11 protein-coding genes and 1 tRNA gene are annotated in these 14,708 nt (G+C 61.9%); 8 read left to right on the top strand and 4 right to left on the bottom strand.

Annotation, left to right across the window (positions count from 1 at the left end):
- Positions 1-15: 15 nt before the first annotated feature.
- The 3 genes from ACERK3_14040 to ACERK3_14030 all read left to right on the top strand — a co-directional run bounded on the left by ACERK3_14040 (position 16) and on the right by ACERK3_14030 (position 4,011).
- Complete coding sequence (locus ACERK3_14040; protein ID MFA9479406.1) at positions 16-726, top strand: type II secretion system protein; 711 nt, start codon at positions 16-18, stop codon at positions 724-726.
- Positions 727-881: 155 nt separating this feature from the next.
- Positions 882-2,912, top strand: coding sequence for a hypothetical protein (locus tag ACERK3_14035; protein MFA9479405.1), 2,031 nt, complete (start codon positions 882-884; stop codon positions 2,910-2,912).
- 199 nt (positions 2,913-3,111) lie between these two features.
- Positions 3,112-4,011: a PEP-CTERM sorting domain-containing protein gene (locus tag ACERK3_14030; protein MFA9479404.1), complete on the top strand. Its 900-nt coding sequence runs from the start codon at positions 3,112-3,114 to the stop codon at positions 4,009-4,011.
- A 992-nt stretch (positions 4,012-5,003) separates the two neighbouring features.
- Here the strand turns inward: ACERK3_14030 and ACERK3_14025 are convergent.
- A tRNA-Met gene (locus tag ACERK3_14025) sits at positions 5,004-5,076 on the bottom strand.
- Positions 5,077-5,230: 154 nt separating this feature from the next.
- On the opposite strand from ACERK3_14025, the gene ACERK3_14020 reads away from it, so the two are divergent.
- A complete protein-coding gene (locus ACERK3_14020; protein ID MFA9479403.1) occupies positions 5,231-5,587 on the top strand; it encodes a hypothetical protein in 357 nt (118 codons plus the stop codon).
- Positions 5,588-5,633: 46 nt separating this feature from the next.
- Complete coding sequence (locus ACERK3_14015; protein MFA9479402.1) at positions 5,634-6,455, top strand: site-specific tyrosine recombinase; 822 nt, start codon at positions 5,634-5,636, stop codon at positions 6,453-6,455.
- Positions 6,456-6,495: 40 nt separating this feature from the next.
- On the opposite strand, the gene ACERK3_14010 is transcribed toward ACERK3_14015, so the two are convergent.
- Together ACERK3_14010 and ACERK3_14005 are read right to left on the bottom strand one after the other, a co-directional pair.
- On the bottom strand, positions 6,496-7,386 hold the full coding sequence (locus ACERK3_14010) for an anti-sigma factor (GenBank protein MFA9479401.1): 891 nt from the start codon (positions 7,384-7,386) through the stop codon (positions 6,496-6,498).
- 172 nt (positions 7,387-7,558) lie between these two features.
- A complete protein-coding gene (locus tag ACERK3_14005; protein MFA9479400.1) occupies positions 7,559-8,116 on the bottom strand; it encodes a sigma-70 family RNA polymerase sigma factor in 558 nt (185 codons plus the stop codon).
- Positions 8,117-8,729: 613 nt separating this feature from the next.
- Here ACERK3_14005 and ileS point away from each other — a divergent pair.
- The 3 genes from ileS to ACERK3_13990 all read left to right on the top strand — a co-directional run bounded on the left by ileS (position 8,730) and on the right by ACERK3_13990 (position 13,719).
- Entirely contained in the window at positions 8,730-11,624 is a 2,895-nt protein-coding gene (ileS, locus tag ACERK3_14000) for an isoleucine--tRNA ligase (protein MFA9479399.1), read from the top strand.
- A gap of 75 nt (positions 11,625-11,699) precedes the next feature.
- Positions 11,700-12,104 carry a hypothetical protein gene (locus ACERK3_13995; GenBank protein MFA9479398.1) on the top strand — a complete coding sequence of 135 codons (405 nt, stop codon included), beginning with the start codon at positions 11,700-11,702 and terminating at the stop codon, positions 12,102-12,104.
- A gap of 163 nt (positions 12,105-12,267) precedes the next feature.
- Positions 12,268-13,719 (top strand): sigma-54-dependent transcriptional regulator, encoded by a 1,452-nt coding sequence (locus tag ACERK3_13990; protein MFA9479397.1) that lies wholly within the window; start codon positions 12,268-12,270, stop codon positions 13,717-13,719.
- Positions 13,720-13,815: 96 nt separating this feature from the next.
- Here ACERK3_13990 and ACERK3_13985 read toward each other — a convergent pair whose 3' ends face one another.
- Positions 13,816-14,655 carry a sugar phosphate isomerase/epimerase family protein gene (locus ACERK3_13985; protein ID MFA9479396.1) on the bottom strand — a complete coding sequence of 280 codons (840 nt, stop codon included), beginning with the start codon at positions 14,653-14,655 and terminating at the stop codon, positions 13,816-13,818.
- Positions 14,656-14,708: the final 53 nt, after the last annotated feature.

The raw sequence follows: 14,708 nt of genomic DNA, 5'->3' as shown, positions 1-14,708 counted from the left end.
CGAAGGAACTTTATCATGTATGCAAGCACATCACCTACCGTGGGATCGAAAAAAGCATTTACGCTCATCGAGCTGCTCGTGGTTATTTCGATCATTGCGATACTTATTGCATTTCTCATGCCAGCCTTGACTGCCGCCCGGGCGACCGCTCAATCGGCTGGGTGCTTGAGCAACCTGCGTCAGTTTGGCATCGCGGGAACGAGTTATCACGTCGATTCCAATGATATTTTGCCGTTCATCAACGGCCAACCCGCAGGGGCGAGCCCATCCAACCATTGGTATTTTAACCGAGAATTCACGGTATATCGGCTGGGAACTCCTCCCATAAAGGATGATCCGGACCCTGAAGTTACTGAGGCGCCGGGCTTTCAAGTCGTCGTGTGCCCGGCTGATAATGACGAAGAGAGACGCGATCGCAATGGGCATATCAGCTACGCCGGCAACAGCGCAACGGGCTGCCGATGGTTCTCCAATAACGAGTTTCGTCGGTTCCAGGATTTCCCCCGCGCCAGCGCGACCAGTTGGTTCATGGACACCGGTGGGCCGGATATGGTCAACGCGCACCAGCATATTCGTCCGAATCGCGTGGATGGATATGTCGCCTACCGCCACGCGGGTTACACACGGGCGAATGTCCTTTTCCTCGACGGGCATGCCAAAACATATCCGGATGAACTGCCACACCGGAACGTGAATTACGAGTTCTGGTACGGCCGCAACAACTGATCGGGCAGAGATAAACCACGAAAATGTCCGGGGGCTCAGCGTCTAAGAGGAACGCCTTGCGTTAGTGAACCTCTCCCCATCAATGAAGCCTATTTTACGGAGCCTATTGCAGGATGAGCATATTCAACAAATGTAGCCTCGCATTCAGATCACCCTTGCGATTCACCGCGTGCGCCTCTGTCGTCGTGGCAATCTCCGCCAGCGCCCCGGCATGGGCGCTGGCGGAGGAAGACGCACAGATGATTCAAAAGGTGGAGGCGGGGCAGGTCGACACCGCCGATGCGTCGTGGTGGGGGTTTAATGAGGACGACGCGACGGATGCGTTGCAGTCGGCGATCAACTCCGGTGCCGCGCGTGTGATCGTGCCGGACATGGGCACGCCCTGGATGGTGCGTGAGACGATCGAGCTGGCCAGCAACCAGACGGTCGTATTTGAGGAGGGCGTGGTTGTCGAAGCGAAGGAAGGACGCTTTCACGATCGGTACGACTTCCTGTTCGTGGCGGTGGAGACCGAGAACCTGAAACTTGAAGGCTATGGTGCGACGCTTCGCATGCGCAAAAGCGATTACCAGAGCGACGCCTATACCCACAGTGAATGGCGGCACTTGCTGGCGCTTTACAGCGTGAAGGATGTTGAGATTGTCGGGTTGACGTTCGAGGCCAGTGGGGGGGATGGCATTTACATTGGTATTTCGGGCACGCAGGGCACGACGCGGACGAACAGGCCGAATTACTGTGAAAACGTGGTGATTCGTGATGTGGTCTGCCGTGACAACCATCGGCAGGGCATCAGCGTGATCAGCGTCCGGGGATTGCTGATTGAGGACACGGTCTTGGAAACCACGAGCGGCACGCCGCCGCAGGCGGGGATCGATTTCGAGCCCTTCCGCGACGACCAGGTGATTCAGGACGTGGTGATGCGCAACTGCCTGACCCGGAACAACGCGGGCGGCGGTTACATGATCTGGCTGCCGAGCCTGAAGGAACCGGTGTCGATTCGGCTTGAGAATTGTCGATCTGTCGGTGATCGCGATGGGTTGCGTGTTCGCACGAACTCCGCGTCGCAGCGGCATCTGGAAGGTGTGATCGAGGTGGTCGACTGCCGCTTTGAAGACAGCCGCGGCCGGGGCATCGCGATCGAAAAAAGCCATTCGCAGCCGATGCTTCGCATTGTCGACAGCGCGTTGATCAACCCGGTTGTCGATGACGAAAACCGTCGGCCGATCATGTTTCACAGCAGTGCCGGCGCGGTCGATCCGGTGGGGGGCGTGGTTTTTGAAAACCTCGAGATTCACGATCCGCTCGACCGAACGCCAATCGGCTACACCGACTTCGCAGGTGGCCTGCCTTTGGAAGCTGTCACGGGCACGCTGCGTCTCGTGGCCAATGGGAGCGAGCGCGAAGTTGAACTCACGCCAGAACGATTGAGCGAATGGACTGAGGTTGACGAATGGGTCGACCTGCCGCGCTTCACTCTCGATGGATTGGAGCTTGAGCCTGAAAGTGAAAGCGAGTTGGCGGACTACGGCTTTGAGGGGGCGCGCGTCCGCGGTCGATCAACCGACACGCGGTTCGTGCTGTACGCCGAGCAAGGCGACACGGTCACGTTGCGTCTGGATCATGCCCAGCTTGGCAGGCTTGAGTCGCAGGCGTTGCGAGTGCAGGTTCTCGATCCGGCGGGCGACGTGGTGCATGAAGTGGAGGCTCCGTTTCAAGACGAAACCGACGTGCAGTTCAGTGCGGAGACGACGGGCATATACCGGATTCAGACGGATCGCATCCGCAACACGCTCGCGGTGACTGAAAGCAGCCATCGAGTGAACCTGGCGGTGGGTGATGACCGCCTCAACCTGAAACAGGCGCGGGGTGAATTTTACTTCTGGGTGCCGCGCGGCACGGAAGAGTTCACGCTTGACGTTTCAGGTGAAGGATCCTCTGAAGCGATCCAGGCCCGACTGATCAACCCCGATGGCGATGTCGTGTATCACGTTGACGACACGGTGGCGGTGCGTCAGTTCGCGGTCGAGTATCCCGGCCCGGCGCCGAGCCGAGGCGAGGTGTGGACGCTTCAACTCGACCGGCCATCCTCGTCGTCCATGCACTTCGGCGATGTGCATATCGACATTCGCGGCATTCCGCCATTGCTCGCGCCGTCGCGGGAGGCCTTGTTGCGTCCGCGTGATTGACCGCCTGGGTGAGATGGTTTCATTTGTTCGCTTTCTGAGGAAAGCGATTGTGAATCCCCTATTTCAAATTACTGACGACGAAGTAGGAGGATCACATGATGAATATTAAACAGAATTGATCGTAGCAGCTTTCGACGTTTGGCCCGTTGAGGCCGTTTTATCTGACTTCCCGGCAACGATTTTTATGGAGACCTGAAAGATGTTTCATGCACTGAAATCGCTTCTTACCTGCAACTCGGTTCACTTCAAGGCCGGCGCGGTGGCGCTGGTGGCCAGCGGCTGCCTCGCCGGGGCGGTCGATGCCCAGACATTGAACTACTGGTCATGGGAAGGGGAGGACGGCCAGCCCAACTCTTCTGGTACCTGGTGGGAGGACAAGGCGGGCAACAACGCCATGCGAGCAACGGATGGGACGTTGACCCGCCTGGAACTCCCCGCGGAAGGACCAGGGGCTGCCTTCCCCAACCCCATTCCCAATCCGGATGGGAACTTTAACGATAGCGAAGTCAACCAGTGGGGGATCAATGCCAGCGCTGGTCGCATCCGTACATTCAGCAGCGGCACCGCCTTCTCGCGTGACAGCTTTACTATCGAAACGTTTTTCAACGCCAACGACGTCGAGGGGGCGCACCACCTGTTGGCTAGCCGGTGGCATGGTGATCAGTTCCGTGCCGGCGTACGCGACGGCGCCTTAACGATGTCGCTATATCATCCGGAGACGGGCGATTTCGTCAGCGACCATACCATCAACAACTCATCGCTCCAGGTCTCGGCCGATGTCGACTATTACGTGGCGTTTGCGGTAAGCACCGGCGAGAACGAAGAAGATCGCTTTATCGATTTCTATCTTCAGGACCTGACGAACGGCGGTCCGTTGCAGCATGAACGCGTGTCGATCTGGGAGGGGTTTGAAAGTCTGTTCCCCGGCGACCCGAACCTCGCGATGTACGTTGGTTGGGATTATTCCTTCCCCGCGATCGGCGACGTGCGCTATTCCGATGGCGTGCTCGATCAGAGTCAGTTGCTCATCCCCGAACCGGGCTCGAGCGCTCTGCTGCTGGGTGGCCTGGCGCTGATGCTGGGAAGGCGTCGGGCGTAATGACGCTGTGCGAACAGCTTGCCTGGCAAGCCCGATTGCACTGACTCTGTCAAACCGCGCGCCCAGAGCTTCCGCTGGCGGCACGCAGCTAGCGATGCTGTTTTTACGCGGCTTTTCGTCGCCGACAGCGGAAGCAGGGCGGGGCGGTGGTGCTGCCAGACGCTCATGTGATGACGTGACGGCGAGGCAGGATTGACACTAACGATGGGACTCATGCGCGTGTGAAGCATCTTCCACGATCATCAACTTGGATCGCTTGGCGATTCCCAGCCCCTTGGTCGGCGACACGGCTTCGAAGCGGTCGTCATCGCGTCGCTGGATAGGTCGTGCGTTACGTTGGTTCATCTGCTTCGGTCGGTAGTGACATCAGGCGCGGTTGCGTCTGCCGTGTGTAGGTGTCGCAACGCAACCACATCACCGGGCACGAGCTCGCTGGACTCGGCGGTATCGCCGTCGAACGTGCCATCACTCGCGAGCACGGGCACCTGGCTGGCTCGAGCGACGCAGCCGCCCCAGGGCGAGCCGGCCGCCAGGGAGATGCCCGCCGCCAGGGCCAGCGCTTCCTCCGGATGCTGATCTTCCTGAAGGGGAATCTGAATCGTGCTCGTGCCACTGCTTTCGAAGGTCCTCCGCCTCTTCGCGCACGCGCATGCCGCCCCACAGGGCCAACTGCCCCGCCGCTGACATCCAGCCCGAGACCTTGGCCGCCGCCTCATCAACCAGTTCTTCGGCACGGTCCATGCGGCTGTACACGCACAGTATGCCCGGTGACGAGCAGGCGGCGATGGGGCTGTTGCCGGACCTCGACGGCGAGGCGAAGGCACAGCGGACGGCGTAGGGCTGCCGCGGGGGCTGTGTAGGGGGTGGGGGGCGAAAATCGCGAAAAATCGGGTCGGCCGGATACCGACCGTTAAGTATCGCGTGTTTTTGCGGAAGTTTTAGAGCTGTTTTTAGTGGGCGCAAGCCGCGCCCCAAAATGCGCCCCAATGCAATGCCGACGACAGGACTTGAACCTGTAACCTAGGGCTTATGAATCCCTCGCTCTGCCGATTGAGCTACGTCGGCTCCGGAGCACAGCATTCTAGAGAACTTGCAGGAACCTTCAAGCGGGCACCGATCCCGGGGCCGAGCGGGGGTGAAGAAGGCGGAAAAATCTTCACGTTTGGCGGAAGGGGCGGCCGATAACAGTTGATGGAATCCGAACGAGAGGGCAAGACGTATGGCCAGGCTCGGGAATGTCATCGAATCGGCGTGTCCGTATCTCGACAAAGACGATGCGCGATGCAGCGACCGTTTCAGCCTGCGTCGTCTGGAGCAGGCATTTCATGTCTGTGCCAACGGCGGGCATGAATGCTGTTCGATCTACCACCAGTTGTTGCGGGAGCAGCAGCGGCGTGAATCCAACCGCCTCACCATCACCATCACCGTCGAAGGCAGGCAACCGCCGCGCCCGGCCCGTACAGGCCCTGGCAGGGCTGAGCCCACGCGAGAAGGCGGCGAGCCCATCCCCTTCCCCCGCAGCCCCCGCCCGAGCGAGCAGCGGCCCGCCGTCGCGCTTCGAGCCGTCGGTTCGTGAGTTTCTCAGCTACTGCAAGATCGAGTGCGGCTTCGCCAGTGCAACCTTGTCCGCTTATGCGGCAGACCTGCGCGATCTGTGGATCTGGATGGTCGAGCAGGGCTGCGTCGGCTGGCATGAACTGACCCTCGACCGCATCAGCGCCCACGTCAACGCCCTCCAGCAGCAGGGCCTCGCGACCAGCTCCATCGCCCGCCACATGGCGACCATCCGTGTCTTCGGACGCTTTCTTGCCTCCACCGGCCAGCTGCCGGAAGACCCGGCGGAACTGCTCGCCCAGCCCTCGGCGTGGCAGCGGCTGCCCACCGTCATGGGACGCGAACAGGTCAAACGACTGCTCGCCAGCCCGGAACTGGATCACCCGCTGGGGCTGCGCGATGCGGCGATGATGGAACTGCTCTACGCGGCCGGGCTGCGGGCCAGTGAGCTGGCAGCGATGACGGTGGCGGGGGTGCACACGTCGCTGGGCATCGTTCAAGTGGTGGGCAAAGGGAACAAGGAGCGAATCGTGCCCGCAGGTCGGCCGGCGCTGGCGGCGGTGACGCGGTGGGTGGAGGAGGCTCGGCCGACGCTGGTGAAAACGCAGCCGGCGAGCGACGCGTTGTTCGTGTCGCGCACGGGTTCGCCGATCACGCGGGTGGTGGTGTGGCAGGTGGTCAAGCGACACGCCCGGCGGGCAGGCATGGGCAACGTGTATCCGCACATGCTGCGGCATTCGTTCGCGACGCATCTGCTGGCAGGCGGGGCGGACCTGCGCGTGGTGCAGGAGATGCTCGGGCATTCGAATCTACAGACGACGCAGATTTATACGCATGTGGATCGGAGTCGGCTGAAGGAAGTGATCACGCGGTTTCATCCGCGGCCGTAGGCGACCCACGGCCGGGCGGCCGTGGGCGTTCGAAGAGCGATTAACGACTGGCCATGGCCTGGGCGACCTGGTGGACGCGGGGCATGGAGTCGCCGACGAGGTAGTAGGTCAATTCTTCGTGCCGCCAGATGAGCAGGGGGTGTGGTTTTTCATCGTCGACGGCGGTATAGAGTCGGCCGGGCTCAAGATCGAGGTCGGTGTTCTCCGCGGTGATCCAGAGGCTGAGCGAGTCGGATCGGCCGGAGCCGTCGGCGGCGCGGTAGAGCACGTGCACGGACCTGCTGCCGGGGATGAGGCATTCGCCGGCCTGCTGGTACTCGTAGCCGAGCAGTGACAAGTCCAGCGGCGGGCCGGTGAATTTCTTGCCAAGCAACCCTTCAATCGAACGCGGCAGGGCGGTGACCTGATCGGGGAAGCGGTCGGTGTTGAACAGCGGGGTGATGTCGCGCGAGCAGCGGACGTGTCGTCGGCCGAAGCGGTCAGCGGATGCGAGGTTGACGACCGCGGCGGTGTCGCTGCCGTTCATGCCGGCGTACTCGGTAAGGCCCGGGCGGGCCCCGCCGCCGCTGCCGAACTGAACCGTCAGCAAAGCGGTCAGCAGCAGTGCCGCGGCGATCGTGGTAGGTAGCCAGCGTTGTACGAGCGACCAGCGGTTTCGCCGGGCGGCGTTGGCGGCTTGTTGCGGTGAGCTGCTTTGCCGGGCCGACGCCATGATCTGCTGCTTGAGCGCGTCGGGCGTCTTGAGCTTTTCGTTCCCCATCGTCTGGGCCACGCGCTGGCGAAGCTGTTGCTGATGCAACACCCGCCGGGTCATCTGCGGGTCCATGGCCATGCGCTCGAGCACCTGGAGGCTTTGCTCCACGTCGAGTTCCCCGTCGGCGAAAGCCGAGAGGTAACATCGCATCTGCTTGTCATCGAGGGGTTTTTTCATCACGCATACTCATGTCGACTGTCGTTTTCCCATGGCCGACCCGACGCTCGAGGGGGCGCGGGAGCAAATCGAGTCGGTCATGGGAAAACGTCAGTCCAACGGGGTCATCCACAGTTCACCAGTCACTTGCCATCCTCACTTACGCTTTGCAACAGCACGCCCGGCGACGTGTTCATCCACTTTCCACCGCGACGGCGATACCCAGTTCACCTGCCAGATCCGCCAGCTTCGTCGACAAGGTCGCGCGGGCCCGGTATAGCCGACTCATCACCGTGCCCAGGGGCACGCCGAGGACGTCGGCGATTTCGCGATACTTCAGCCCTTCCACCGCCCAGAGCAAAAGCACTTCACGGTAGTGGTCGGGCAACTCGTCGATGGCGTGTTTCAGCCGATCGTCCACCTGTTCCCAGTCCAGGCTTTCCAGGTCCCACGCCGGGGCGGGGTTGTCGATCTCGCTTGGCACGGCCTGGTGTGCGAGATCGTCCGCAATGGTCGGCTCACGCCGCTTCTTACCCACGCGGGTATAGAAGCTGTTGTGCAGGATCTTGAACAGCCACGGCCGAACGCCTTGCGGGCGCAGTTCAAAACTGGCCTCGGCTTTGAAAGCCTTGAGGTACGTCTCCTGCACGAGGTCGGCCGCCTCGTCGGGATGCCGCGCCAGATGCATCGCCATGCGATATAGCGAATCCATCTCGGCCAGCAGCAATTCTCGGAATGCCTGTTGGTCCATGGTCCTGCAGTTGCGTTGCCTCGTCCGGACTCAACGGTATAGCCCCCAGTATGTCAATATTATTCCGCGGCGAGAGATATTCGCTCCGCGAGTGGGGCAGATGGCCCGGGCGTTCGGGGCCGCACGTTCGAAGAGCGCGGTGCAAGCACCGCGGCTAAATGTTGCAAGTGCAGAGGCCGCGTGTACCAATGACTTTCGGCAAAGGGCGTATTGGAGTGTAAGTAATTTGTGAAAAGCAGATTACGAATATGCTTTGTGATCGCTTGCCGTCGCGAAATCTCGACTCGCTGTACGTATGAATGGCGGCACGGTCACTTCGCGGGCGGGTTTTGAAGTGCGGCGCTGCGTCTGCTTTGCCGTGGCGGGGCCGACCCCTATACTGAAAGCATGGTGACCCGCCCCACGCAGATTCGCATGGCGATGATTATGATGGGCCGTCTGTTGTAGACCGGTCGAGGGCGATCTGCATGTGGTAGAGAGCGAGCCCTGCCGGTTGGCGGGGTTTTTTTGTGGCCCCTGCGGGTCGCCGTGAAACAGGGGGCGGGCCGTGATCGCTTGAGCGACGCGGCGAATCGCCTTGATAAAAATAGATGCCTGACCAATCTGAGACACCATGAGCCAGCAAGCTGACAATCGGACGTACAAGAAGACGCTGAACCTGCCGAAGACCGGCTTTTCGATGAAGGCCAACCTCGTGCAGAACGAGCCGGCCTCGTTGAAGCGGTGGGAAGAGGCGGAGCTTTACCGCACGCTGCGCGATAAGCCACATCCGCTGGGGCGGTTCGTCTTTCACGACGGCCCGCCTTACGCGAACGGGTCGATTCACCTGGGGCATCTGCTGAACAAGGTGATGAAGGACTTCGTCGTCCGCTCGCGAACGATGGCGGGCTTCGACTGCCCCTACGTGCCCGGCTGGGACTGTCACGGCCTGCCGATCGAGCACAAGGTTGTGCAGGACCTCGGCGAAAAAGCACGCGAGATGGCGCCGATGCAGATCCGCCAGCGCTGCAAGCAGTACGCGGAGAAGTTCGTGAAGCTGCAGGCGAAGCAGATGCAGCGGCTGCTGACGTTGGCGAATTACGAGCAGCCTTACCTCACGATGAACACGGCGTACGAGGCGGGTGTGCTGGAGGCGTTCGCCGACCTGGTGTCGCGCGGCGTAGTGTATCGCGGACTCAAGCCGGTGCACTGGTCGATCGACAATCAGACGGCGCTGGCGGAGGCGGAACTGGAGTACGAAGACCGCGAAGACACGAGCGTGTTCGTGATGTTCGAGGCGGACCATGACTCGTGGCAGGAAAACCATCTGCCCGTGCCGACCGATGTGCTGCCTGCGGATCGCATTCACCTGATGATCTGGACGACGACGCCTTGGACGCTGCCTGCCAACCTTGCGGTCGCGGTGAACGAGCGGTTTGAGTACGGGCTTTACAACGTCACGTTCAACGGCAAGCTGCAGAGCGTGGTGGTGGCGACCAGCCTGGCGGAGAAGGTGCTCGGGCAGGTGGTGGGTGCGGAGAACGTGGACGAGCCGATCGCGACATTCACCGGCGACCTGATGCTGGGGCTGGAGTATCGCCATCCGTTCGCGCAGGACGAGCACGTGCGCCGCGTGGTTGGTGCGGAGTATGTCACGCTGGAAGACGGTACGGGCATGGTGCACACCGCGCCGGGCCATGGTGTGGAGGACTATCAGACGGGCTTGCGCGAGAAGCTGCCGATCTATTGCCCCGTGCTGCCGGACGGCACGTTTGACGACACGGCTCCGAGTTGGCTGCGCGGGCAGCGGGTGTGGGAAGCGAACGAGACGGTGGTGGAACACTTGCGCGAATCGGGGCATCTGTTCCACGACCACAAGTTCCGCCACAGCTATCCGCACGACTGGCGGGGCAAGACGCCGGTGATCTTCCGCGCGACGGAGCAGTGGTTCATCGCGGTGGACAAGGCGTTCGCGGTGCACGAAAAGGCAGGCAACGGGAAGAATGATACGCAAACATCGCTGCGCGAGCGGGCGCTCAACGTGACAGCGAACGAAGTGGAGTTCATGCCGGCGTGGGGTCGCAACCGGATGCGCGGCATGCTGGAGTCTCGGCCGGACTGGTGCGTGTCGCGCCAGCGGGCGTGGGGGCTGCCGATCCCGGCGTTCTACAACGCAGATGGCGAAGTGCTGCTGACGGCCGCGAGCGTGCGGGCAGTGGCGGAAGTCATCCGGCAAAAAGGCTCGGACGCGTGGTTCCAACTGGAAGCAAACGAACTGCTGGCAACCTATCACCCGGACATCGACCCCGACGCACCGGCGTGGGCCAAATCCGAAATCCGAAATCCGAAATCCGAAATTCGCAAGGGCCACGACATCTTCGACGTCTGGTTCGAGTCGGGCACGTCGTGGCATGCCGTGCTTCGGCAGCGCCATCTCGGATACCCGGCGGACCTGTACCTGGAAGGGTCGGACCAGCATCGCGGCTGGTTCCAAAGCTCGCTGCTGCCGTCGCTGGGGGCGACCGGGCATTCACCGTTCCGCACGGTGTTGACCCATGGGTTCATGGTCGACAAGGACGGCAAGAAGATGAGCAAGAGCCTCGGCAATACGCTGGAGGTGGAGGAACTGCTCAAGACGTATGGCGCGGACGTTTGCCGATGGTGGGTCAGCTCGCTGAACACGGACAACGACATCAAGGTGGACGAGTCGTTCTTCAAGCTCGCGGGCGAGGAGTATCGCAAGGTTCGCAATACGATCCGTTTCCTGTTGAGCAACCTCAGTGATTTCGACCCGAAGACGGACGCTCGGCCGATGACCGATGCGGACGCGACGAGCATTGATGCGTGGGCGTTGGAAGAGCTGGCGAAACTGGTGACGTCAGTGCGCGACAGTTACGAGGGCTACCAGTTCCGGCGCGTGCACGAACGGCTGTTTCACTTCTGCAACGACACGCTCAGTGCGGTGTACCTGACCGCGGTGAAGGATCGACTGTATTGCGACAAGCCCGACGCGCCGCGGCGTCGGCGAACGCAGACGGCGTTGCACCAGATCGCGGACGGGATCGTTCGGCTGCTCGCGCCGCTGATGCCGCACACAGCGGATGAGGCGTGGCATGCGCTGCATGGCGATGACGCGGAGAGCGTGCACCTGGCGAAGCTGCCCGAGCCGCGGCCGGTGGTGGTGAACTCGAACTGGCCGAAGGTGATCGAGGCCCGCGACGGTTGGCTGCGTGCGATGGAAAACGCACGGCAGCGCATGGACATCGACAACCCGCTGGACCTCGGGCTGGCGATCGGCGTGAGCGAGCAGGCCGAGTCGTTTGCCAAGGTGTTCGCGCCGGCGGATCTGGCGGACCTGTGCGGGGTGAGCCGAGTGGAGCTTCGCGAAGACACGGCGGGCGTGGAAGTGCTCGACCTGCGCAGCGAGCCGCGCTGCGAACGGTCGTGGAAGCGCGACGGCTCGGTGAAGCAGCGCAGCGATGGGGGCATGCTCAGCGACCGCGACGCGGAAGCGGTGGGCGTGGCGTAGGGACGTAAAACGCGGTGGTGCGAAAGTAGGACACGCGATCGACCGATGATGAGTCTCAGAGGAGACAGGATCGGCATGGCAGTGTCCATCCGAGAAATTCGACCCCATGACCTGGACGCGGTCATCGCGGCGGTGCAGAAGGCCGGCGGCGAGATCGATCGTTCGCGCGTGGTGACAAGCCTGAGCCTTGTCATATGCGTTGAAGGTGCAGGGGGTGACGAAGCGACGGCCGACCCGCCGGGCGCGGTGCTTTGCGTACGCGGCGATCATGGGGAAATGATTCTCAACGTCGCGTTCGCTGACGATGCGCCGGAGGCGGCGCTGGTGAGTGATCTGGTGGGCAAGGCGATGTCGAAAGTGCGGTCCGCCGCGGTGCACGCCTGCCGGGTGAATATGCTGGGCGAACTGCCCGCAGGCAGCGACCCGTTGTCGACCGGAAGCAATTGGTACGACCGCTTCGTTCGCGACCATGCGGCGTGACGAGTCTTTTTATCGGCCTGTTGTCGTCGAGCATCGTTCGGTGCTCATTGGCGCGGCAGACGTTTCTCAATGACATCATGGTGTTGGTCGATAAACAGTAGGGCGTGTTGCTTTTTGGCGACATGGGTCCGTGACTGTGACTGTGCGGCGGTGCTGTTTGACCATGCCTGAAGTGACGCGCATCTTGATTGTTGACGACGACCCGATCGTGGCCGAGTCGCTGGCGGACTTTCTGCGCGAGCAGGGGCAGGTGGTGGTCACGGCCAACTCGTCGCGCGAGGCGATGGGGCTGCTCGATCAGCCGGGCGAAAGCGGGGCGGTGGGCATCGTCGTGCTCGATCTGGACATGCCCGGCAGCGACGGCATGGCGACGTTGCGCGACCTGCGCGACAAGCACCCGGCTGTCGTGCCGATCGCCATCACCGACTTCGGCAAGATCGAGTCGGCGGTGGAAGCGATCAAACTGGGCGCTGCGGACTATCTCACCAAGCCAATCGTGGACGACGAACTGCACCTCGCGGTGAATCGCGCGCAGACGCAGCATGTGCTGGTCGCGGAGAATCAGACGCTTCGGAGCACGTTAAGCGAGCGTTTCGGGATGGCGAACCTCGTGGGCGCTGACTACCGGATGCAGAAGGTCTACGACCTGATCGAGGCGGTCGCGCCGACGAAGACAACGGTGCTGATCACGGGCAAATCGGGCACGGGCAAGACGATGGTCGCGAAGGCGGTGCACGCGATGAGCCCGCGCAGCGGCGGGCCGTTTGTGAACTTTTCATGCGGGTCGATTCCGGAGACGCTGCTGGAAAGCGAGTTGTTCGGGCATGTGAAGGGAGCTTTTACGGGGGCGGACACGGACAAGCCGGGCAAGTGCCTCGCCGCCGACGGGGGAACGCTGTTTATCGATGAGATCAACTCGGCGACGCCTGCGTTGCAACTGCGGTTGCTTCGCGTGTTGCAGGAGAAAGCGTTCGAGCCGATCGGTTCGACGCAGACGAAGCAGGTGGACGTGCGGTTTATTCTTGCGACGAACCAGCCGTTGGAAGAGCTGGTTGAGGCGGGTTCGTTTCGTGAGGATCTGTATTACCGCATCAATGTGGTGAACCTGCACATGCCGACGTTGCACGAGCGGTCGGGTGACATTCCGTTGCTGGCGGAGCATTTTCTTGAGCGGCATTGCCAGGAGATGGGCAAGGAGCGGAAGCTGTCGGAGTCGGCGATGGATGCGTTGCGGGCGTATGCGTGGCCGGGCAATGTGCGTGAGTTGGAGAACGCGATTGAGCGGGCGGTGGTGTTGAGTCGAGCGACGCTGATCGAGCCTACGGATTTGCCCGAGGCGGTGGGACAGGGTGGCGGTGGCTTGCGGAGTGTTTCGAGCAACGGCCACGCGACGCGCGAAAGTGGGCATATTCAAGTGCCGGCGCTCGCGTCGGGCTGGACGCCGACGCCGCTCGCCGAGGCGATGGAAGCGCCGGAGCGTCAGATTCTGCTCGCGGCGTTGGAAGCCAACGAGTGGAATCGGCAGGAGACAGCGAAGCAGTTGGATATCAATCGAACGACGCTTTACAAGAAGATCCGACATTACCGGTTGGATGAGCCGGGTTTTGATTGCTGATTTCTAATTGCTGATTGCTAATTGCAGAACACCGACACATCGACTGCATCTGCTCTTCCCCCAATTAGAAATCAGCAATTAGCAATTAGAAATTCGTCAAGCCCTTTGGCCGAGGTAGGTGTTCAGGAGGTCGCGTAGTTCGTCGAGGCGAGCCCACTCGTTGTCGCGTTGGGTGTTGATGATTGAGATGGGGCCGGTGAAGTTGGCGGCGACGGCGAGGTTCATGCACTGAAGCAGATCGTCGCGATCGACCTGGCGGACGGCGTCGACGCGCGGCTTGGCGTGGATGGACGTGGCGTGGGGCAGCAGGACTTCGAGGGTGCGGTATTTGTCGCGGCCTTCGCTGTCGGCGTTGCCGAAGTCGACGCAGAGGCCGACGCGGTTGTCACACTGGCGGAGGATTTCCAGCAGCGTTTCGGGCTGGCTGGCGGTCTCGTACCAGTTTTCAGTAATGAGTTTGAGGTTGATCGACTCGGCGTAGTCAGCGAGCACGCGGAGATGGTGCGCGCTGCGGGCGATGATGGCTTCGGCGGGCTCGGCTCGGCCGGCGATGACGCGGGCGTGGCGAGCGCCGAGTTGGCTGGCGGTGTCGAGCCAACTGCTGATCCAGTGCACGTCGCGTTCGAGGGCAGCGCCGTCGTCCTGCGTGATATCGCCGGCGTCGATGAGGATGCTGAACAGTTCGACGTTTGCCTGGTCGAGTGCGGTGCGGAAGGGTTTGAGGTCTTCCGGTTCGCGGGAGGGCAGATGGAAGTGGGAGAGTTCGAGGGTGTTGATGCCATGCTCAGCGAGGTGGGCGGGCAGTTCGAGCAGGGACAGGGCGTCGGCGTCGGGCGTGTTGGTTGGCGTGTCGACGGTGTCGGGCAGGCCGTGCGGGTAGCGGGGGCTGCCGAGGGTTTTGTCGAGGGACCAGCTTGAGGTGGACAGGCGGAGCATGGGGGCCTCGGGTTGGGGGTGAAACGATTGCGCCCGGAACGGGAGGGCGGTGT

It is taken from the genome of Phycisphaerales bacterium AB-hyl4 (assembly GCA_041821185.1).
In the GTDB taxonomy this organism is placed as follows: Bacteria; Planctomycetota; Phycisphaerae; order Phycisphaerales; family Phycisphaeraceae; genus Natronomicrosphaera; species Natronomicrosphaera hydrolytica.
Note: the sequence above shows the minus strand (reverse complement) of the source record. Positions and strands in the feature narration are given on the sequence as shown.

What these genes read in the sequence shown, in the direction of transcription:
- ACERK3_14040 (MFA9479406.1), top strand. Translation starts at nt 16, where the DNA reads ATGTATGCAAGCACATCACCTACCGTGGGATCGAAAAAAGCATTTACG.
- ACERK3_14030 (MFA9479404.1), top strand. Translation starts at nt 3,112, where the DNA reads ATGTTTCATGCACTGAAATCGCTTCTTACCTGCAACTCGGTTCACTTC.
- ACERK3_14020 (MFA9479403.1), top strand. Translation starts at nt 5,231, where the DNA reads ATGGCCAGGCTCGGGAATGTCATCGAATCGGCGTGTCCGTATCTCGAC.
- ACERK3_14010 (MFA9479401.1), bottom strand. Translation starts at nt 7,386, where the DNA reads ATGAAAAAACCCCTCGATGACAAGCAGATGCGATGTTACCTCTCGGCT.
- ACERK3_14005 (MFA9479400.1), bottom strand. Translation starts at nt 8,116, where the DNA reads ATGGACCAACAGGCATTCCGAGAATTGCTGCTGGCCGAGATGGATTCG.
- ileS (MFA9479399.1), top strand. Translation starts at nt 8,730, where the DNA reads ATGAGCCAGCAAGCTGACAATCGGACGTACAAGAAGACGCTGAACCTG.
- ACERK3_13995 (MFA9479398.1), top strand. Translation starts at nt 11,700, where the DNA reads ATGGCAGTGTCCATCCGAGAAATTCGACCCCATGACCTGGACGCGGTC.
- ACERK3_13990 (MFA9479397.1), top strand. Translation starts at nt 12,268, where the DNA reads ATGCCTGAAGTGACGCGCATCTTGATTGTTGACGACGACCCGATCGTG.
- ACERK3_13985 (MFA9479396.1), bottom strand. Translation starts at nt 14,655, where the DNA reads ATGCTCCGCCTGTCCACCTCAAGCTGGTCCCTCGACAAAACCCTCGGC.